This is a genomic window from Kurthia huakuii LAM0618, assembly GCF_000505545.1.
In the GTDB taxonomy this organism is placed as follows: Bacteria; Bacillota; Bacilli; order Bacillales_A; family Planococcaceae; genus Kurthia; species Kurthia huakuii.
This window is the reverse complement of the sequence record NZ_AYTB01000013.1, coordinates 25708-46939: the sequence shown is the minus strand read 5'-3', so window position 1 is coordinate 46939 and position 21232 is coordinate 25708. Positions and strand designations below refer to the sequence as shown.

Sequence of the window (21232 nt, the reverse complement as noted above, 5' to 3'; positions counted from 1 at the left end):
GTCATCTTCATAATTTCTTCATACTTTTCCTGCTAGTTTCTTAAGAAATTGTTTTTATACTGTGTAGAGAACAGGAGGGATTTGTATGATTACGCTACAACATGTATCACATACATTTCGAATTGGGAAAAAAGATAATGAGCAACTGATCGACGTACTAAAAGATGTGTCACTACAGATTGACGCCGCGGAAATTGTGTCGATTGTCGGGAAAAGTGGTTCAGGTAAATCGACATTACTTAATACGATTGCCGGATTTTTAAAACCCGTATCTGGCTCGATTCATATTCAAAATACAGATTTGACGACATTAAATGAGCGCTCACTCGCTGCTTTTCGTTTACAACATCTCGGCTTCATTTTTCAAAATTTTCAATTAATGCCAAGTCTTACTACATATGAAAATATTGAATTGCCATTAAAAATTGCCGGTGTCGAGCCTCGAAAGCGCCAGCAATTGATTCAGCAATTATTAAAACGCCTAGATATCGCTCATGTGAAAGATCATTATCCAAATGAATTATCGGGCGGTCAGCAGCAACGCGTATCGATTGGTCGTGCCTTAGTAGGCAATCCGCCAATTATTTTAGCTGATGAACCGACAGGTAGCTTAGATTCTGAAACGGAACGCGAAATTTTAACGCTAATCCAACAACTCAATGCCGAGCTTGGTATTACGTTTGTCATTATTACACACGATGATGAAGTCGCTCGTATCGCAAACCGCATTTACACGATGCATGATGGTGATTTAAAGGAGGCGACGAATGATGCGCTTTAAAGACCAGATTGATTTTGTACGTCAGCATGTGAAGCGTAATCGTTTACGCGTCTTTATGACTATCTTAGCTACAGCGATGGGCTGCGCGTTTTTAATTGTGCTGGCATCGATTGCATTTGGGTTACAAACTTCAATGAAAAAGGAATTATTATCTGATAATGCCATTACTGAAATCGAAATTTATAGTGAGGATAAACTTGATAAACAAAAAATCAAAGCAATTCCAAATGTAAATGCACTCGTTGAACGTGCTGAGATTATGGCAGAAGGTACGGCAAAATTCACATTAGATGAGCGTTCATCGACGCCTTATACACAATTTGTCGATTTTGAACAATTAGCCAAAACGAATGAAAAATTAGCACAAGGCACCTTGCCAAAACATGATAATGAAATCGTAGTCGGCTATCAATTTGCGCAAACGCTCTTAACAAAAGCGCAGCAACAAGCGCTTGATAACGATGATGAACAAACGAAAAAAGAAGGCTACAGTGGCAAATTACTCGGTAAAAAATTAACGTTCACGTATACGGTCGATAAAAAAAACGTCTTGACGAAAGAAATGACAATCGTTGGTATTACGAAAAAACCGTCGCGTGAATGGGATATCGATGAGCGTGTCATGATGCCACTGTCTATGTTAGCCACATTAAAAACAAATTATGAACACGTCACCGATAACAAGCAGCAAGACTTTTCATATGCGACATTCCGCGTCTATGCGAGTGATTTAGAAGCAGTAAAAGAGATTTTAGCAACATTAAAAGCAATGGACTTATCCGTTTATTCAGTGACCGAACAACTAGAAGAAATCAATATCCTGTTTACGGCATTAAAGGCCGGTTTAATTTTCATTGGCACAATTGCCATTTTAATTGCGTCCATTGGGATTTTTAATACGATGACGATGGCTGTCACCGAACGTACGCGCGAAATCGGCGTTATGAAAGCAATTGGGACAAACCCGAAATTAATTCAAAAATTATTCGTTATGGAAAGTGCTTATATCGGCATTTTAGGAACCATCATCGCTATTGTTGTGTCCTACGTCATTAGCATTGCGGTGAACTGGCTCATTCCAATCGCACTTGAAATGGCGACCGGCGACAAAGCTTATCGCGAAGTCGACTTGATTTTTTCAGCGATTCCATTTGAACTTGTGTTGATTGCATCGGCAATCAGTATTAGTGTGGCGATTATTAGTGGTTGGCGCCCAGCTCGAAAAGCAACAAATATCGATGTGATTGATGCCTTACGACAATAATAACAATCCGTATTCCAAGCTCTGGAATACGGATTTTTTATTCAAACTATAGAATTATACAATTGTAATTATTGAGTTTCTTCCTATTATATAGTGATTTATTTACTACCGTTTATTTTAATAATTGTATAATTTGATAAATGTAAAAAAGCTTAAACGGTTTTCACACTAGCGCTACTCACACGTTCAAGCAATTATTTGTTTTCTATCATTTCGATTTCTTTAATAATTTCTGCCTCTTGCGTTAATACATACCATTCATTGACCCACCGCTCTAATTGTTGCACCGTTTCTTGTTTCTTCGGCAATTTGCCCGTCTTTAAATAACGTTGGACCGCACTATACGATACATTTGCTTCTTCGGCAATAACCGACAATGGAATATTGCGGACATCTTTAATCTCCTTCAACATATCTGGTGACAACGTACGGCGTTCTTTTTCCTGCTTCGCCTCGCTATACACTTCATGCGAAATCGTCTGTGGAATAAGTAACTTACGATTTTCTTCGACAACAACATCTGGTGGTAAAATCACGACCTGCACTTGCGGCCATTCATTTTTATACCAATAACGTTGGTCTGCAACTTCAGCATCAGTAAATTGCGTTTCATAATACCATGATTTAATAACCGAGTCTTGCATCAATTCATCGAGCACCGTTTCAAGCTTCTCACGACTTTTTGAGCCAGTGTAACGCGGATTCAAATCCATCGCATGATTCAATGCTTCAACTGTAAACGGCTCAAGTAAATCTTCATTGCGCACTTTCCATTCATAATTCAAAAAGCGTACAAGGCGTTTATGCGGACGTTTTTGATAATAATTGTACTGAAATACTTTGTAGTCTAAATATCCGAAGGCTTGTGTGTTGTCGGTTAAATAATATGCAAGCAGTGACGATGGTTTAATCGTTAATGAATAAATCCCTTTCGCCTTCCCAGTTTTCTTATCATAAGCCATTTCAAGTGAACCGATTTGGAACATCGGTTGGAAGTTCGTTAAATCATATTCAGTACGGTCTTCAAGATTTGCTTCATTGACGATAATGAAATCATCGTTTTCAACAGCAATCCATACACTCGATAGCGCCGCCACACGTTGCATAATCGCAAAGCGTTCACGTTCACGCGTTTTAAAATTTTGACGATAGGGGTCGGCATATTTTAACTTCAGTGCTTCATCACTTTCAAAATGAATAAAGCCCTCTGAATTTTTTGAGCTGACCATCCATAAATACGAAATCAAATCGAATAAATCAGCCGATAATTCATCAAGTGACGTAATCGCCGACTCCATCAACGAGAACCACACTTTCTTTTTTTCGACCGTATCAGCAGGAAGGCGTTGAATTTCCTCATTCGTTCGAATTTCAGCCTGACCTTGCAAACTCCCATCCATGCCAAGAATGTCTTTCGAATACGTGCCATTTTCATTTTTCGTAAAATCTGGCTTTGTGACTAAATCACGCAAGATTTGGAATGTCGAGCTTGAATTTGAATAAAGGTGTTCCTTTTCAATAATGCGCTCAATTGGTTGTTCCAATTCAATATGCACAAGATCTGCTGGTATTTCTTCTTTTTGAATCATTTCGACCGCCTTTTGAACAAGCGGATCTGCAAAATTTTTAATTGTTGATTCAACGAGCGACTTTTGTGGCTCTTTTTTGATTTTTTTCGGTGGTTCGTTCACTTTATTTGGAACGACTTCTTTTTTGAGCGGCTTTTGTGGTGCTGAATCACTCTGTTTTAAGAGCGGTTCAATTTTCATACGCACATATTCAATATTTTTTTCAACGCGTTCAATCAATGTTGCCTTATTGTATGGCTGTAATTCAAAAAAGTCCTCATTCACGACTTTTAACAGCTTCATAAAACTTGCCGATGTTTCATATTCATCGTCGACACTGAGCATATAAGCATCTTCCGACCATTCAATGACTTGCTCTGGATATGCAGCTACAAAGTATGGCTGTACGATTTCGCAAATTGCTAGCGGTTTCCAATCTTTTTTGATTAATAACGTTGGTGGCAACTGTTCATAATTCATGATGTACCGCCTTTCTGAATCATTTCATTAGTTGTAGTATAGCAAAATTATTCATATTCATGTAATTATTCATAAATGAGCCACGAATGTCGCTCGATTGACATTTTAATAGGCAATTCAGTTATTCAATTGTTAACCACAAGTGTCGCTCGATAACCATTCAACATTCATGACTTCACCATGAATGCCTATCAAAAACTCCATTTTATTCATTTTCGGCCCACATATGTCGCTCAAATCACTAATTATTCATTTTAAGACCACAAAAGTTGCTCGAATTGATTCAATTATTCATTTTTGGCCCACAAGTGTCGCTCGAATGGCGCGAGAGTCATTCATTTTTGGCCCACAAGTGTCGCTCAAAATTTTTTTTGGCCCACAAGTGTCGCTCGAATTGATTGGTAAAAATTAACAATACCGTTATATCAGTTATTCACAGCATTTTAGATTATTCATTTTTGGCCCACAAGTGTCGCTCGCCACAAGTGTCGCTCGCCACAAGTGTCGCTCGATTTTCTGTGGATAACACCGAAAACGTTGTATATCAAGGGTTCTTTAACAGTGAACTATCCACAGAAATTATTCAATTCACTCAAAAAGTGGCCCACAAGTGTCGGATAAGGCCTCTTTTTCACCAGAAAAAAGTGCCTTCAAACCCTTGTGTCTCTAAGGCTCAAGGCATTATTCAAAAAACCATTATTCATTATTCACTACGATTTTATTTATTATACTGAAGTCGGAGGTGAACAACTATGAACATGGCAGCAATTTATGAGCAGTTATTCCGCTCATCGATTCATCGATATAAACAAAAGAATTCAACAGCATCACAGACATTACAAGAACTAGCAAACCGCGCTGAACAAACAACAATTCAGGGTGGGATTTTTGCGGTACGCCAAAAAGAAGATTTTGCTTCAATTGGTGGCGTAAAGGGTATGATTTTAACATCGCTTGAATCACTGCTTGTTCATAGTGAATCACTATCGCACTTTACACCGAATCCATATGTCTCTTATCACTATACGAATGAAGCGCGTACACATGTGACTGGCTTTAGCAATGAGCATTTATTGCAAATCAATACTTTTGTCGTTGATATTGATACGAAAAAACATTCAGTCGAAGAAATTTTACTTACAACAATGGATGATAGTATCGGTATGCCAACGTTAATTGTTGAATCGACACGCGGCTATCAACTATACTTTATGCTTGAAACGCCATTTTATTTATCATCAGAGAATAAAGCGCATGGCATACATATCGCGAAACGTATCTCACAAAATATTAAACGTAGCTTGGCGAACATTGATGCCGATGAATATTGCAATGATTTCGGTTTCTTCCGTACGCCAACAAAACATAATATTCGTTTTTGCCAATTAGAGCACATTTATAACATCGCGTCATTAATTGACTGGTCAATGCGCCAAGACGATAATGCAAACCGTCCACTCTACACTTGTGGTCCAAAAGTGAATAATTTACGCGTCACTGAACAACCGTGGTTTAAAGCCATTATTCAAACGAGCAACATTCGTGGTCATAAAGGTCAATTTGGCCGTAACAATGCAATTTTCACGTTGGCACTTGCTTGCTATCAAGACCAATGGCCATTTGATAAAACGTATAATTTGCTTGATGAATGGAATTCAATGCTGCAAACACCGCTGAAAGATAGCGAAGTGCGCACAATTTGTCGCTCTGCCTACTCAGGCAAATATAATGGCCCGCAAAAAGCATATATTGAACAGCTGTTAATCGAATATGTCGATGCCTCTATTGAATTGCCTCAGTTAGCAACAGGCGGCTGGTATAAACATAAAAAAGAACGCAAAGATCGCGTCCGTTCACATCTTGATGAATGGGAGGCTGATATCATTGCGTTTATTGAAACACGTACATCTGTTGAAACACCATTTATTCAAATGTCCCAACGTGAATTATGCCAAGCACTCGGCATTGCTAAAAGTACGTTGAATAAATTGCTCAACCAATCAACAGCAATTATTCGCAAAGTGAGTGGCACAGGACGCAGCGCAATTACACAATTTGCCACTACAGCATTATTCAAAATTCATTTAGTCAAAACATTTATCGCAAATAAACGTCCATCAACTTTTGTACAATTTGTCTTACCACAACTAACTCATTTTGTAGCACCAGCTGTTGTGGCACTCTTAACGACCTTTATTGATGACGCAACACCACTCATCGAACGAAGGCGAAGGTCCCCTCATGCTGTATTGGTCCACAGTGCCTAAACATATTTTAAGACCATTACCTTCCGATGTTTCACGTGGAACATGTTAGACAAATATTTAACCTGGTAGCACATTGATTTTTGAAAACATGTTATACTATGTATAGTCTTATAATGAGCTGTATAGCTTTATTTTAGTAAGGTTTATACAACTTACGAATAGTTAAGAAATTATACAAATGTACATAGGAAGGTGCAATTATGGCGATTAAACTCTTTTTCGGTAATGTTAAAGGTGGCGTTGGTAAAACAACGATTACAGACATGACCGCTTATATATTAGCAACACAATATGATCAACGCGTTCTTGTAATCGATTGTGACCATCAGGGAGATTCTACAGATTTCTTTTGTGACTATTTCAATATTGATTTAGGTATGGAACAAGGTCAGCATGGTTCCATGTTTACGATTTATGATGCGATTCAAGATTATGCAAAAAACAATAATGCAGATGCCATTCGCAAAGCGATTGTACCTGTAACTGATTCCTTATCGTTTATTCCTGCGAATTCATTATTAGAGGAATTTTCAACATTCTTATCGCGTATGAAAACAACGGAATCAATTCAAGGAACGACATATATTCGCAATGTGTTAGAATCAATTGAACAGGATTACGATTTTATTTTATTTGATATTCCACCAAGCGCTGGTCATCTCGTAACAAATGTCATTATTGCATCGGATTTTTATGTTGGTATTATGTCGACTGAAAAAAAAGCATTCCGTAAATTACAACCATTTTTTGATATGTGTAATGAGCATAGCTTACGTGCACAACAGTTTTTACCAGACTATGATGTCGCACAAAATCTTGGTGTCGTGATGTATTTTGTAACGCAAAATCTGCAAGAAGAAAAATATGTTGCGGATGCAGCTCAAGATTTCTTTGGTGAATTAATCTTTGATTCAAAAATACGTCGAGCAGATGTTGTACGTGAACATGAACGGATGCCGGCCTTATTTTTCGAAGATACCGCAAAAAATCATGACTTCCTGCAAATGTTTGAAGAAGTGACGCAAGAGTTGTTAATTCGTATGCAAGCATTACCTGAGGACACTGTACGCGTGGCGACACAGGAAATTTTGATGCCGCTGCAACAATACTTTACCGATGAGCAATTGTTCCGCTTGAAAGAAGCCATTGAAGCGCATGGTTTACAAAATATCGAAACATTGCGCTTACGTGGTTACAAATCAAGCGATCCACGTAAAACGTTACAAACGCATATCATTCGTTTATTTACAGCGTCTAAAGACGATGAGACACTATTTAAACAACAATTTACACAATTTGAAAAATGGCTAGCAAAAGAACCGACACCATATAGTATTAGTGCGATGCAACGATTAATTCGTAAGCATCGTAAAGCTTTAGAGATTGTTTAGGAGGTGCCATTCATGGCTGATTGGTTAAAACCAAACACATCATTGAATATGAATAAGGTAAAGCCTCAACCGAAAAAAGAGGATGAGGTTTCATCGACACAAAATACATTGACGAAAAAAATGACGAAGCGTGAAATTCCGAATTTAAATTATCATGCCGAACGTCCTCGTTATACATCCGATGTGCGACGTCCAATTGGCGTATCACCTGATACAAAAGATGAAATCGCCGAAATTGCGGAGGATCATGATGTAAAGTTCAATATGATGGTTGCTGTATTAACGCTTTTTTTTGAAGATCATAAAGCCGAGGAAACGATTGAAAAATATCGCCCCCATGCCGAAGAAATCGCGAAAGCAACAACGACATCGCGTGCCATTCATATTTATCCAAACATTTATCGTATGATTCGTCACAATGCACGCATCTATAAATTAACGATACGCGAATTAGCACAAATGATGGTTGATGTTTATCGTGATTACGATGGTACGAGTCAATTTCTAGACTATGTCGATCGTTTTATGACAATGGATTAAAGAAAATGAGGCTGGGATAGACGTGTAACAACAGCCTCTCAGATGAGCATAAAAAAAACCGGAATCGCGTTGTGGCGCGGTTCCGGTTTTTTGTGGCGAACGCTAAAAAAGGAACAGGAACTGTTTTGTAAAAGCTTCATTTTTTAGTTACAAACTAAGTATAAAGTATAGAAAAAATGAAATAACGAGTAGTATATTTAGCCTAATTCATTTATAATACATGTAATGAGTAAGGAGGGAGCTCACAATTGATGAAAACGATTACAACAGACTATCCTATTTTTCAAACGACACGTTTACACATTAAACCGATTACGCTAGATGAACAACAGCGCATTCATTATCAAGCTTCTTCAAACACAAATTCATATCAGCCATTAGGCGGTCATTATTTGATTCATGATACGCAAGACTATATTACAACGATGCTTCACCAACAAGATAAATTGTACATCTGGGGAATTTATTTACGACAAACCGATACGTTGATTGGTAGCATCCATTTAAGCGATATCAATGTCATTCATCGCAACGCACAAATAAGTTTTTTACTTGCAGAAGATTATTGGGGGCAAGGCTTTACAACGGAAGCTGCTGATTGTGTTGTTGATTTTGCCTTTGAACACTTAAATTTACATAAGTTATTGGCGAAATGCTTTATTGAGCATTACCCAACGCATCGCGTGTTACAAAAACTACATATGAACATTGAAGGCATTGCAAAACAACATTTTTATTTAGATGGGATATTTCACGATGTTACATTGTATGCGAGATTCAATGATAAAATCGTTTAAACCATACTTAAAGGCTTTCTAACAGTATTTTATATGATTTATAATAAAAACATTAAACCTCATTTAAAACGCCGTAAAAACGTTTTAAATGAGGTTTTTTATTAGATTATAGATAATGGATGAAAATAGACGATAATTCATTTAGAATATGGCGACTTACATTTGGTGACACGAGTAACATCGCCTCTTCATACAATTGATTCGATGTTTTGAAATCATTGCGCAGCGCATAAAGTGCAGAGTTTAAAATAAGGAATGTGCCTTTTGATTTTAAATTTTGTTCAATTTGTGGCAGCGTCAAGCAATCTTCAATAATCATCTCAGCTGTAATTAACTGTTTTTGCTCAATATAGCTTTGTGCAAGCACACTGTGTAATGCAAAATACGTGGCCGCATCTAAATGCAATAATTTTTGCACGTAAATACGGTCAATAATATTATAATATTTTAAAACGTGATTGATTTCTTCTAAATGCATAAAACATTCCATTAGATGCGCATAAATCGAAATATAAATATTTGGATAAAGTTGTTCAAAGTTATGGTTTTCCATCTGTGATAGCAAACGCAACAATGTTTTTTTCGCGTGTTCGTAATCGTGATGGATTTTCATTTGGATCATCGCTGTCGCATGCTCAAATTTTAAATGCTCTAGCACGCTATCACATTTTTGAATGATAGATTCATAATGTGTAAAGCGCCGTTGTAAATTCGCATCATTCGCCAAATGGGCATCGATATTTAGTGCAATATAATAAAGATAGCACTGCGCTTCAATATCATTCGTCTCTTGCGCCATCAACAAATAGTCGTCAATTAACAGGAGGGCTTCATGATAGTGCGCGGCGCGGAATTTCGACGAGACGTCTTTAAGCATAGTTTCCGTTAGAATCATAGATACACACCTTCAGTTTTAAATTGTGACAAAATATTGACATATACTCTATTATAGAGACTTATGAAAATGAAAGTAAAGCACCAGCTATTATTTGTTTTAAGCATGCAGTTTCTAATAACACGTTTTTTTTAGGTAAATTGAATTTTTTTTATGTTGAATATGGTGATTTTTTTGGGTTTTACGCGCTATTTTGCTAAAATATATCATTTGCTTTTTGTATCATTATGACAACACAATTAAAATTTCATGGCGTGCTGCACAGTAATGATAACCTTGCTTTTGATACATTTCGCGTGGTGTATCATCACCATCTGCAACTAACAAAATCGTTTGCGTTGTATGGTTGGTCATGACGAAATGTTGCATCGTTGAGCCGATACCACGCCGCTGGAAGGCATGTGCTACAACGAAACTATCAAGTTCAATCGTATCTGGTGTTTCAAACAGTGTTAATGTCCCAACGATGACACCATCAATGAGTGCGGCGACAAACATCACATGCGATTCGTAAAATTGCTGTTTGAATAACTGCTGTTTTTCAGCCGCAAATGCCTCGCCGTGTTCTAAATCAATCGTATATTGAAATGCTAAATAAGCATCAAATAACGTGTTATCAACGTATTGCACGACGACCTCTTCATTTAGACGCCCATGAAATTCGATTGGTAGCATCGCATATAGTTCGAGTGACCCTACGTCATAGTGCTGCGCTGTTATATACTGTGCCACATCGGTTGTGAACGCTTCATTTTCTGGAAACAAAAAGCGGCGATGTGTCATGTTATGCAGCGTATGAAACGCTTTTTGTTGCTGTTCATAATGCTTAAACTCTTCAAGCGAAGGCATGTGTTTAAAAACCATGAAATTGCTACCATAGCGCGAAGGCAACGCCGCATCATAAAAGTGTTTAACTAGTGCATCTTCAGCATAAAGCGGCGCGTCAATATATGTATCATCAAAATTCATGTTTAGTCCCTTCTTTCATGGCGATCCGCTCAATGTAATGTAGCAAACTGCCTCATTTTCCAACATCAAAATTTAGCGAATGTTCTCTTAATAATTCCAATATAACACAAAAAAGGAACCACATCGTGGAACTGACCCATGAAAGTGAGACAAAGAGAAAGACACGTTCTTTCAGCTGAATTTGACGGACGCTTTCCTGGGGCATGACCGAAGCCTCCTCGCTCGCAAGCTCTCTGTGGGGTCTTCTGCTCATGCTTTTCCCCTAGGCGTCGCCGTCAAATTCTTATTTCACCATCTTTTTTCGGTACATAACTGGAGAATGGTGGTTTAACGTTGCCAAAATTCGAGTATGATTATAGGCGTTGATGTATGCTTGAACAGTATGAACGACAACCTCATTTGTTGTTCTCAAAAGCCCTTCAACATAAAACGTTTCACACTTTAAGCTGGCATGGAACATTTCAATACCATAGCTATATTGTTTCCCAAGAGGCTATTGTAACCGATGCACCTCTCCTTCTTGATACCACTTAACCCATTGATAAATTTGCGTATTATTTTTAATCTCACATACCTTCATAATTTCATTCACTGGCACATTTGCCAACTTCATCTCAATGGCTTTCATTTTTGTTTCGTATGAATATGTTTGTTTTTTGCCCATCAAAAAACACCTCCAAAGATTGTATATGCCTTTGAACGTGTCTTTTTCTTTTTATGTTGTCTCAGATTTTTCGGTCAGTTCGTCGTTGTGATTCCTTTTAAAGCTAGTATTATAATGATTCCACCAATTGTAGTGGATGATTAACTGCAGGATAAATTTCCTTCATTAATGATGCGTAGAGCATTTCGCGGTCATGTGGCTTTGCATATTCCTGTAATATAACAGACTCTGCGACAAGCCATGTATCGGTATGGGGCGGTTGATGTGCAACTATAAAACCGATAACAATCCGATCTTGCAAAACCATTACTTTGTAACTTGGGTCGTGTAAATAAATTTTCCACAAGGCGATATCATATTCAAAGCGAATGGGCGTACTACTTGATGTTACAGTGTTAGCACGCTGAATATTTGGGTTCGTCATCGGTCTTGTTAATGCCGCTTTACAGACCGTATGGATTGCCGCAATTTGATCTGCGTCGTCAAATGTTGCATGTCGAATAATACGTTTCAAACTAATCGCCTCTTTCGTTATAACTTATATTTTACCATTTTTCGAGAAATTTAAACATTGCTAAGTGTATAGTCAGACTATTTAAATAACTGTTATGTAACATTAATAAGTTATAACCGCTTTAAGACAAATATAAACCTAAGCAATAAGTATAAAATACTTTTTACTCATAATCATTATAAGAAAAAAGACATGTAAAGTGCGTAAAAATTATCATCAATGTGCTTATTTTTCATGAAATCTGTTTATAAAGTTAGCAAAATAGGAATAGGAAATTATATAAGTGATTAAGGAGTTGGGCATAATGAAGACAATGGGGAAGCTTGCAAGTATCGCGTTAGCAGGGGGATTACTTGCTGCGTGTGGACAATCACCAAAGGATGAATATATTGGTGCATTCGAGGATGCCGCTGATGCCAAAGCAGGGACATTCGATATGAAATTTAAAGATATCGCAGTGTCAGGTGGCGATAGTCAAACAACAGCAATTATTAATATGGTGAAAAGCCAGTTAAATGATATGAAAATTAGTGGCTCGTATTCGATGCCAGATGATACGAAATATGCGGTTGATTTAAAAATAGATGCGATGGGGCAAGAAATTCCATTTAACATTATTGGTGATGATAAGGCAATGTATTTATCAACAGCCTTCTTAACGTCTGTTATGGAGCTTACACAATCGTTTAGCGGTAGTTCTGCTGCTGTAGATACATCAAAATTAAAAGAATTAGATGGTAAGTATATCGACATGAAAGAGTTTGCGAAAGAAAGCGCTGCGGCATCGGATTCAACAGTAACGGCAGATGTTGAAGATTTAGATATGAAACAAGCGCTAGCTTATCAAAAAGATTTCCAAAAAGAATTTATGAACTATTTAAAAAATGATGTCGATGATAAACGCTTTGAAGAAAAAGATGGCAAATTATCATTTACGATGAATAAAAAAGACATTGAAAAAATTGATGCTATTCAAGCGAAATTAGCGAAAGATAATCCAGATTATGAGCAATTTAATGCAAATATTGGTGACATGGTAAAAGAACTAGATAAAATTAATATTCAAACAGTTATCGATTCAAAATCAAAAAAACAAACGTATGACGTTGATATTGCATCCGCAAAAAATAATATCGATGCAGTGAAATTTACAATTTCGACAACACCTTCGGATAAAGCGAAAGCGGTAACGTTGCCAACAAAAGATCAAATTGCGACGCAGGAACAAATCGATGAAGCAATGGGCGCTGCAACAGGGACTAATTCTACCGGCACTGCGGCGATGAGTGATGAGCAATTTAAAACATTGTTAAAACAAGCGAAATCGTCAAAATCAGCAATGTCTGAAGCACAACGCAAACAAGCGCTTGAACAATACAAACCATATTTAACAGATGAACAATATAAAGAGCTAGAAAAAGTATTACAAGATTAATGAAAAATTAGGCTGGGACATACGTGTAACAACAGCCTCTCAGATGAGCATCAGAAAAACCGGAATCGCGCTGTGGCGCGGTTCCGGTTTTTCGTGGCGAACGCTAAAAAAGAAAAATGAACTGTTTTGTCCCAGTCTCCTTTTTGTATGTTTTCATAAAATAATAATTGTATAATTCAAAGTGAAATCGATAGTTTAAGCTGATCTTGACATTGGATACCATGTTCAAAAATCGGCTCATCATAATGAGTTGTGAAATAATCTGTAATAATATCGACGATGCGAAATCCTGCTTTTTGATAAAAAGCTAGCTGTGAAATACTCGAATTACCGGTGCGCACATCTAGCTGACTGTAGTGATGTGTGCGCGCATAATCAATCGCAAACGCGAGTAATTGCTTGCCATAGCCTTGTTGTTCATAAGCTTCATCAACGGCAATATTCATAATTTCGAGCGTTTGTGGGGCCACTTGCTTTAAGACGATGACACCGATTGTATCGAGCACAAAACAATGGCTGTCGTACAGATAGTGTTCAATAATCGTTTTTTCAGGGTCAGCACGGAGTAGGAGCGCCCAGGGGTACGTTGTAGTTTGTTGAATCATGTGAAAATCCTTTCTAAATTAATGAATTATACAATTGTATAACTATAATTTTATCGAAAACAGCCATCTTTTGAAAGAGATGGCTGTTGGTAATTAATAATAGCGATTGAGTTTTGTTAAGATCGCATTTCGGAAATGAATCATCGAATCATATTTATAGAAGAAGGCGATTTTTTGTTCAGCGCGTGTTTGTGCTGCCGTAGGGCGTTCGCTAAATACGAAGTACATAAATGATTCTGCGAAGTCTTCTTCTGGAGAAGCTGCCGCATATTGATCTACAAATGATGATGGGTATTTTAAATACAATTTATTAGCTTGTTTGCCTGATTTTACCCAATCATTGTGAATCGGACCTTGCCAAAATAATTGATAGAAACGATTTAGATGAGAATCTTTATTCATACATACGCCATTTGAACTGAAGTTTGGGCAATTGGCGCCTGCATTATTCGTTTGTTTGCCATTAAATGATACAAGATGTGCCGACTCATGAACGAGCGTTGCATAAAAATTATTCGGCTGGTCGAGTGCATCTTTGTAGTCAACGGCTAGCGTCCATGTTTTCCATGAGCTGTCATTTGGTTGTACGAATGCTTGGTCGTTATTATGACCATCAGTGAACACCGTAAAAGTCGTTACTTGCTGGCGTTTGCTAGCAGGTACAGTTGTAATAAAATCTTGCCATAAACGTTTGTGAAGCGCCGCATCTTGTGCCACTTTTTTATACGTTGTAGTATTGCCCGCGTGTGGTGCATAAATTTGCCCATTTTTAACGCGATATTTAATAATTACTTTTTCCGATTCTGTATCAGATACGTGTGATGGAACGATATTCACAAATTGCCCATGACGCTGCTTTAATTGTGCGAGTGCGGCGTCACCTTTTGCCGTACTTGCTGCAGCATTTGCATCGAATGTAGGAAGTGCAATAAACAATAGTAGTGCGAAACTATAAAGAATCATTTTTTTCATAAAATTTCAGCTCCTCTGCTCGATAGTATAGCACGTTGTCACAAAATTTCTTGAGGCATTAGAAGGAATTCAACCTTGCTTAAAAGGGCATCACATGTTACTCATTCCCTATGAATGGTATAGTAAACGAAATTCAGCGAAAATGGTAAATTGTGTAGGAAATGGACAGGTGATTTTAAGTAGTTGCCGGTTAAATCGTATAAAAGGATAAAAAAACAATTGTATAAAACGCTTTAAAATAAACATTTAAAACAATAATTCTTTTGTTAATTGGATACTTTCTGTTGACTTGAGTGCTACGTCAATTTTTTCGACATGAACTGAAAAATCCGCCCCAAAAATCAATGGAGCCACTAGTTGTAAATGACCAAGTGGTGAAAAAATAATCACGTCTTCTAAGTCACTAGTCGTTAAATGCAGCGTTTGAATGGCAATATCACAGTCCGACCAATGAGCATCGCGGAGCGTATAGTTCACGCCTTGCAGCTCACACTTTATAAGTTCACTGTCCTGAATCGTCACATGATGCAGTTGCCACTGACAGCGTTTTAGCGTAAGGTGGCTAGCGATTAATTGCTTGACGAGAAGGTGACTTTGCTGCAGGTGAAGCGAGCCCGTTACTGTTAATTGTTGCCCATGCCATTCTGATGAAGCCACAGCAATCGTTGCAGTAGTAAGATGAACGTTTCCGTTAAACGCACAGTCATGTAATTTACCACTACTATGTAATGTAAAATAATCACCCGATGTCCGCACGGCTGTGAGTTCAAGATTTCCTTGAATATGCACGTGCGCTGATTTGATTGTGCAAAAATAAAGCTGCGCTTGTGTAATCAATCCTTGTGCATGTATATGGCTTGAAAGAAGTGTACTTTGTTGTACATAGAGGTTGCCGTCAATTGTGCTATCAAGAATGAGTGTAGTCGTATCGCAAAAAAATGTTGGTGCAATGACGCTGTTGTCATCCACCCAGCCACCAAGCGTACCTTTTTCTATGCGCCGATCTTTGATAAAAAAAGTATCGCTTGCGACGATTTGCGTTAGTGTATAGCGCGTACCATGAATGTCTATTTGCTTAAGATGTGCGGTTTTTTGCCACATCGAAATTCCCCCTTTTTTGTCTACGTCTAGTATACCAACATTGAATGTGTTACAAATAGAGTGAAAAGTGACAGTATATTGATGAATCTTTTTCGTATGATGTCACATAAACATACAAATTGCGGGAGGTGTGACAATGAAAAAAACGACGAAAATTATGCTTGGTATTTCAACAACGGCGATGTCGCTTGGCTTAGCGGGGTGTGGCAAAGAATTACCGCCAAAGCCAAAAGACCAAGCTTGTCGCGATTGGGACTGGAATGACGAGCTTGGTGTGTGGGAATGTGATGAAACAACATCACGTCATTATGGTGGCTATTATTATGTTGTATTTACAGCGCATGCAGAAAATACCGAGGATCGTGAAACGGTGCGGTATTTAGCGACGGCTGTTGACGCACCGTTTATCCCACTCGAGCAGTTACAAATTGAACGAGGCGTTGGCCTATTTGATGCATATGGTCAAAAAATTGATGTGTTGTATCGACAAACATTTCCGATTGAGAGTTTGATTGACGATGTGGACCAACAAGGGAACCCGATTGGTCAGTGGCTTCTTGAATTAGTAGCACAACAAAAAGTAGCGCTCATTAATCCACCATCTGCATTTCTGTTACAAAATAAAGCCGTACAAGCGATTATTTGGGCATTGTATGAGCAACGTCATCCATTTTTTACCGACGTATGTTGACGCGACGCCATTTATTGAACAGCAGCGACGTTATGTGAAAAAGCCTGTATTTGGTCGAGAAGGTGATACGGTTGAAATTTTTGATGGTGATACGCTTGTCGAGGCAGAAAAAATGCGTTCGTATGCACAGTATATCCCGATTTATCAACAGTGGCTTGCTCAACCAACGATGGATTTTAACAGTGAAAAAGGGTTACAACAAGGACAGTTACTAGTCGGGAGCTTTTTAGTAAAAGGGAAAGCATCGGCATGTGGGTATCGTGTTGGGGGCCGTATTACGAATAATTTGTCTTATTATTTACCAACAGGACTTGAAAAAAGCCCGAATCCACGATAGGATTTTGGCTTTTTTTCATGTTTTAATCGGTTATTTTTATGTCGCCACTCGACGCTGTAATTGACACTGTATTAGGAGCAGCAGTTGGAGTCGTCCCAACGGCTTTATTATCGGTATTTGTTGTTAGGTCATAATTAGATGGGACGCGGATGTCACCGCTTGATGTTTGAATTGTGAAGTTGAAAGCGTTATTTTGCTGATTATCAAAAGTTTGATCACCACTTGATGATTCGAGTGATAAGGTTGTTTCGTCGCTAAACATCGGCGTTATATCAATATCGCCACTCGATGTTTTCACGACGCTTTTACCGGAACCTAAGGCGATATCATCCATTGATACATCGCCACTTGTGCGCTCGACAAACAACGCATCAGTGGTTAATGTATCGAGCGATAACTCACCACTTGAGGCGCGGAAGGTCGCTTCTTTGGCGATTTTTCCGAGTTGGTCCAGTGCCATATCACCACTCGACGCTTTGAAGTCATAATTTTTGGCTGTTAAATCATCGCCTTCAATATCGCCGCTTGACGTTTTGACATGTATCGATGTGGCAGCCACATTTTTCAGCGCGACATCACCGCTTGAAGCTTCAACTTGCAGCGCGTCATATTGTTCTTTAGGTAAGCGAATATGCACTTCTGGTACGTTACCAAATGAAATCCATGAGAAAAAACCTGTTGTTTGTTCGCGAATGGTTAGCGTATTTGCTGGATTTTCGTGAATGATAAATTTCGATGAACGCGTTTCGGTGGTCTCTACTTCGACGTGTCCGGTAGAGGTTGTCTCAATAAAGACATCTGCGCTTGAAACATCTACTTTGACGGTTTTAATTACAGCATCTGACAAAGCAATGGTCTGGCCTTTATTGAAAAATGACAAAGCATAGATGCCAACAAGGACAAGTAAAAGAATAGCGCCGATGCCAAGGCCTACTGTTTTCCGCATAACTAGTCACTTCCTTATTCAGCTATTTCTTTAAGTGTATGTAAAAAGACGGAATTTTGCAAATTAACAAAAAATAGAGGCTAGGACAAAACATATCATATTCCTTTTTTAGCGTTCGCCACGAAAAAACGGAACCGCGCCACAGCGCGATTCCAGTTTTTCTTATGCTCATATGAGATGAGGTTTTTACACGTATGTCCCAGACTCTAGAGGACGTTATTTTGGCAGTACCCAATCGACATATTTAGCTGAAATGTAAGCTGTGCCGCCTTTATAATAAATTTTTAACCAAGGGTCTTTCGATGTTGTTGTATAATGTTTCGCAAATTTTACTGTAGTATGTGGTTTTAATGTGCCAAGTACTTTGCTGTTTGATGACGCTGTTTTTCGGACATTTAAAAACGTATTTTGGACTTTCCCTTTTTTAACGATTTTTGTAGGGAGTGGCTTAGCAAAGCCGACATATTTGGCATTGACATAGCCTAATTGATTGTTATAAACGACTTCATACCATGTTTCTTTTGGCAATGTAGAATATTTTTTCGTTAAATAAACGGTGCCACCAGGTTTGAGTGAGCCGATAATGTTGCTGCTCGTTGCTGCTTTTGCACGGACATTGAGGTTGACACCATTTGTATGCTGCACATAGCCTTTTTCAACAACAGGTGGTACGACAACGACGGGTTTTGCACTGACATAATCGGCGCTAACATACGCAATCTGGTCTTTTTTATAAACAATTTTATACCAATATTTGTTTGTTTTTTCGATGACTTGAATTTTCGTGTTTTTTGCGATAACACCAAGTACTTTTGATTTCACTGATGGAGCAGTTCGTGCATTAACACCATGATTTGTATACATTGTCGTTGTTTTGACCGCTGTTTCGGCATGAGAGACGAGTGGTAAGGTGCTGAGTGTAAAAGCCGATGCGCTCAATGTTGTCGCAAGGCCAAATTTTAATAATGACGCTTTTTTCATCGTGAGTCCTCCCTTGAAGTGCATATCGAAATTCCGAGGCGGCCCGTCGCTACTTTATATGATATAGACGGATAATAATGGTAGATAGTTTCAAGTGACGTGTGAAATTTATCAAAAGCGGGAATAGAGATAGCGTATAAATGATCATAGGGAGGAGAAGTGCGATGGAGTTTTCAAAAGAACAAGGGCGTTTCTATCTAGAGGATCAAGGAGAAACGGTAGCGGAGATTACCTTTACCCAACCAAACGATGAATTTTTTATTATCGATCATACATTTGTCGATGATAAATTGCGTGGGCAAGGCGTTGCGAATCAACTTGTAAAAGCAGTTGTTGATAAAGCGCGTGCTGATCAGAAAACAATTATTCCGTTATGTCCATTTGCGAAAGGTCAATTTGAGCGTATACCTGAATATGCAGATGTTTGGCGCAAATAATAGTATGCTATCATGGAGAAATGTACTCTTCACCAGACGAGTACATCTTAGTAGAGGGGGGCGAAAAACATGAATGAACAGCAATTATTAGATAAAGGCTATCGTAAATATTCAGGCGAGAATATTGATGTTTTTTTTAACACGTCCATTTGCGCGCATTCTGCCAACTGTGTAAACGGTAATGGCGAGGTGTTTGATACGAAACGTAAGCCGTGGATCATGGCTGATAATGCCAGTGCTGACGAAGTAGCACGCGTTATTGATACCTGTCCATCGGGAGCACTTCACTATATTCGTAAAGGAGATGCTTAAGTGGTTGAATTAAATGAACAAGGCCGTTTTTATGTCGGCGACGCGGATAATAGGTTAGCAGAGATTGATTTTAAACGTCCTGCAGGTAAGGATTATTATGTCTTCTCCATACGGGTGTACGCGAAGAGCTTTCAGGCCAAGGGGTTGCACAGCAGCTTGTAGACCGCGTTGTTGAAAAGGCGCGCCAGGATGGTTTGAAAATTATGCCAGTGTGCCCATATGCGAAAAAGCGTTTTCTTGAACATGAACAGTATGCAGATGTTTGGTACAAAAAATAATACGGTGAAAAGCGGGAATCGATTAGCGGTTCCCGCTTTTTTAATAGGAGGGTGGCGCCTAGATTATGTGTTATTACTGCGCGGCGCTAATGTTAGTAGTAAGCGAAAGGTTCAGATGAAGGCGCTGAAAATAGCACGTGAAGCGCGGGGATTTCATGACGTTTTTACCTAATTATTGAAAAATAATCCTAAGTAGAGAGACATTTTAAAATCATGCTAATAGACTTATTTTTATGATTATAAAAATAAAATTTCTCTAAAAAATATTTAAATTTAACTAAAAATGGTAATTTTATGTTTGTCATATTAATAAGGAAAGAATATAATGAAGTTAGTTACAAAAAAATGGAAGGGTGACTATTGCATGAAAAATTTAGGGAAATTAACATTGGCTGCTGTAATTGCAACTTCTGCAGTAACCGCTACAACAGCACAGGCAGCAACAATTAAAACAACAACAAAATATGCAAACCTTGAAAAAGGTGCGAAGCTAAACATTCGTGCAAGTGCAAGCACGAAAAGTAAGGTAGTTGGACAATATCAACTAAATGATGAAGTAAAAGTAATTAAGAGCTATAGCAAAAATTGGTATCAAGTGCTGTATAAAGGTAAAAAACGTTACGTAAGCAAAACATATGTTAAAAATGTACCGGTTGTTGTGGGCATAGGGTATGCAAACACAAGCAAGGGCGTTAACTTAAATGTGCGTGCTTCTAAAAGCACAAAAGCGAAAGCAATCGGTAAATATAAAAATAACCAAGAAATTTATATTACAAATAGCTATGTGAATTGGTATCAAGTGCTATATAAAGGTAAAGTCGGTTATGTTTCATCTAAATATGTAGATGGCGAACACGATTTTACCTAATATTAAAATACAATCTTAAGCAAAATAAGACGCAGCCGAATTGGTTGCGTTTTTTTACTTTGCCAAGGGGGTTTTTGGTTAACCGTAAATTTTTCCATTAGTAGCTGGTAATAATGGTATATTATAAAAGATGATTCAA

The 21232-nt window shown here is 38.1% G+C and carries 23 protein-coding genes and 2 pseudogenes; 14 read left to right on the top strand and 11 right to left on the bottom strand.

Annotation, left to right across the window (positions count from 1 at the left end):
- The first annotated feature begins 85 nt into the window (after nt 1-85).
- Nucleotides 86-781 carry an ABC transporter ATP-binding protein gene (locus tag V514_RS0110060; RefSeq protein WP_029499821.1) on the top strand — a complete coding sequence of 232 codons (696 nt, stop codon included), beginning with the start codon at nt 86-88 and terminating at the stop codon, nt 779-781.
- Complete coding sequence (locus tag V514_RS0110055; RefSeq protein WP_051392454.1) at nt 768-2045, top strand: ABC transporter permease; 1278 nt, start codon at nt 768-770, stop codon at nt 2043-2045. The genes V514_RS0110060 and V514_RS0110055 overlap by 14 nt, the downstream gene beginning before the upstream one ends.
- Nucleotides 2046-2239: 194 nt before the next feature.
- On the opposite strand, the gene V514_RS0110050 is transcribed toward V514_RS0110055, so the two are convergent.
- Nucleotides 2240-4093: a hypothetical protein gene (locus V514_RS0110050; protein ID WP_029499819.1), complete on the bottom strand. Its 1854-nt coding sequence runs from the start codon at nt 4091-4093 to the stop codon at nt 2240-2242.
- Nucleotides 4094-4845: 752 nt separating this feature from the next.
- Here V514_RS0110050 and V514_RS0110040 point away from each other — a divergent pair.
- The 4 genes from V514_RS0110040 (at nt 4846) to V514_RS0110025 (ending at nt 9088) form a co-directional block, all read left to right on the top strand.
- Nucleotides 4846-6360 (top strand): primase C-terminal domain-containing protein, encoded by a 1515-nt coding sequence (locus V514_RS0110040; protein ID WP_029499818.1) that lies wholly within the window; start codon nt 4846-4848, stop codon nt 6358-6360.
- A 200-nt stretch (nt 6361-6560) separates the two neighbouring features.
- Nucleotides 6561-7751 (top strand): ParA family protein, encoded by a 1191-nt coding sequence (locus V514_RS0110035; protein ID WP_029499817.1) that lies wholly within the window; start codon nt 6561-6563, stop codon nt 7749-7751.
- A 12-nt stretch (nt 7752-7763) separates the two neighbouring features.
- A complete protein-coding gene (locus V514_RS0110030) occupies nt 7764-8291 on the top strand; it encodes a hypothetical protein (protein WP_029499816.1) in 528 nt (175 codons plus the stop codon).
- Between the two features lie 251 nt (nt 8292-8542).
- Nucleotides 8543-9088, top strand: coding sequence for a GNAT family N-acetyltransferase (locus tag V514_RS0110025; protein WP_029499815.1), 546 nt, complete (start codon nt 8543-8545; stop codon nt 9086-9088).
- Between the two features lie 106 nt (nt 9089-9194).
- Here V514_RS0110025 and V514_RS0110020 read toward each other — a convergent pair whose 3' ends face one another.
- From V514_RS0110020 to V514_RS0110000, 5 genes are all read right to left on the bottom strand, one after another.
- The gene (locus tag V514_RS0110020) at nt 9195-9965 is read right to left on the bottom strand and encodes a hypothetical protein (RefSeq protein ID WP_161630189.1); all 771 of its coding nucleotides are present in this window, start codon (nt 9963-9965) and stop codon (nt 9195-9197) included.
- A 243-nt stretch (nt 9966-10208) separates the two neighbouring features.
- Nucleotides 10209-10952, bottom strand: coding sequence for a GNAT family N-acetyltransferase (locus tag V514_RS0110015; RefSeq protein ID WP_029499813.1), 744 nt, complete (start codon nt 10950-10952; stop codon nt 10209-10211).
- A 283-nt stretch (nt 10953-11235) separates the two neighbouring features.
- Nucleotides 11236-11412, bottom strand: a complete 177-nt coding sequence (locus V514_RS20910) for an IS3 family transposase (RefSeq protein WP_081715029.1) — start codon at nt 11410-11412, stop codon at nt 11236-11238.
- Between the two features lie 33 nt (nt 11413-11445).
- Nucleotides 11446-11616 (bottom strand): helix-turn-helix domain-containing protein, encoded by a 171-nt coding sequence (locus V514_RS19990; RefSeq protein WP_035944722.1) that lies wholly within the window; start codon nt 11614-11616, stop codon nt 11446-11448.
- A gap of 109 nt (nt 11617-11725) precedes the next feature.
- Nucleotides 11726-12130, bottom strand: coding sequence for a hypothetical protein (locus tag V514_RS0110000; protein WP_029499812.1), 405 nt, complete (start codon nt 12128-12130; stop codon nt 11726-11728).
- A gap of 304 nt (nt 12131-12434) precedes the next feature.
- On the opposite strand from V514_RS0110000, the gene V514_RS0109995 reads away from it, so the two are divergent.
- Entirely contained in the window at nt 12435-13565 is a 1131-nt protein-coding gene (locus tag V514_RS0109995) for a hypothetical protein (RefSeq protein WP_029499811.1), read from the top strand.
- 176 nt (nt 13566-13741) lie between these two features.
- Here V514_RS0109995 and V514_RS0109990 read toward each other — a convergent pair whose 3' ends face one another.
- The 3 genes from V514_RS0109990 to V514_RS0109980 all read right to left on the bottom strand — a co-directional run bounded on the left by V514_RS0109990 (nt 13742) and on the right by V514_RS0109980 (nt 16243).
- Entirely contained in the window at nt 13742-14170 is a 429-nt protein-coding gene (locus V514_RS0109990; RefSeq protein WP_029499810.1) for a GNAT family N-acetyltransferase, read from the bottom strand.
- A gap of 93 nt (nt 14171-14263) precedes the next feature.
- Nucleotides 14264-15142: a hypothetical protein gene (locus V514_RS0109985; protein WP_029499809.1), complete on the bottom strand. Its 879-nt coding sequence runs from the start codon at nt 15140-15142 to the stop codon at nt 14264-14266.
- 246 nt (nt 15143-15388) lie between these two features.
- Nucleotides 15389-16243, bottom strand: a complete 855-nt coding sequence (locus tag V514_RS0109980) for a hypothetical protein (protein WP_029499808.1) — start codon at nt 16241-16243, stop codon at nt 15389-15391.
- A 136-nt stretch (nt 16244-16379) separates the two neighbouring features.
- Here V514_RS0109980 and V514_RS20845 point away from each other — a divergent pair.
- A pseudogene (locus tag V514_RS20845) lies at nt 16380-17271 on the top strand (glutathionylspermidine synthase family protein).
- Between the two features lie 22 nt (nt 17272-17293).
- Here the strand turns inward: V514_RS20845 and V514_RS0109965 are convergent.
- Together V514_RS0109965 and V514_RS0109960 are read right to left on the bottom strand one after the other, a co-directional pair.
- Nucleotides 17294-18217, bottom strand: a complete 924-nt coding sequence (locus V514_RS0109965; protein WP_029499805.1) for a DUF4097 family beta strand repeat-containing protein — start codon at nt 18215-18217, stop codon at nt 17294-17296.
- A gap of 216 nt (nt 18218-18433) precedes the next feature.
- On the bottom strand, nt 18434-19198 hold the full coding sequence (locus V514_RS0109960) for an SH3 domain-containing protein (RefSeq protein WP_029499804.1): 765 nt from the start codon (nt 19196-19198) through the stop codon (nt 18434-18436).
- 164 nt (nt 19199-19362) lie between these two features.
- Here V514_RS0109960 and V514_RS0109955 point away from each other — a divergent pair, with 164 nt between their 5' ends.
- The 6 genes and pseudogenes from V514_RS0109955 (at nt 19363) to V514_RS0109935 (ending at nt 21093) form a co-directional block, all read left to right on the top strand.
- The gene (locus V514_RS0109955) at nt 19363-19635 is read left to right on the top strand and encodes a GNAT family N-acetyltransferase (protein ID WP_029499803.1); all 273 of its coding nucleotides are present in this window, start codon (nt 19363-19365) and stop codon (nt 19633-19635) included.
- Between the two features lie 69 nt (nt 19636-19704).
- Nucleotides 19705-19947, top strand: coding sequence for a (4Fe-4S)-binding protein (locus tag V514_RS0109950; protein WP_029499802.1), 243 nt, complete (start codon nt 19705-19707; stop codon nt 19945-19947).
- Nucleotides 19948-20109 (top strand): hypothetical protein, encoded by a 162-nt coding sequence (locus V514_RS20645; RefSeq protein WP_235073254.1) that lies wholly within the window; start codon nt 19948-19950, stop codon nt 20107-20109. It begins immediately after the preceding gene.
- Nucleotides 20103-20225, top strand: a pseudogene (locus tag V514_RS20640) (GNAT family N-acetyltransferase); the annotation flags it as partial. The gene V514_RS20645 and the pseudogene V514_RS20640, both read left to right, overlap by 7 nt.
- Nucleotides 20167-20397 (top strand): DUF1697 domain-containing protein, encoded by a 231-nt coding sequence (locus tag V514_RS20905; RefSeq protein ID WP_029499801.1) that lies wholly within the window; start codon nt 20167-20169, stop codon nt 20395-20397. The pseudogene V514_RS20640 and the gene V514_RS20905, both read left to right, overlap by 59 nt.
- A 153-nt stretch (nt 20398-20550) precedes the next feature.
- Nucleotides 20551-21093, top strand: coding sequence for an SH3 domain-containing protein (locus tag V514_RS0109935; protein ID WP_029499800.1), 543 nt, complete (start codon nt 20551-20553; stop codon nt 21091-21093).
- The last annotated feature ends 139 nt before the right edge of the window (nt 21094-21232 follow it).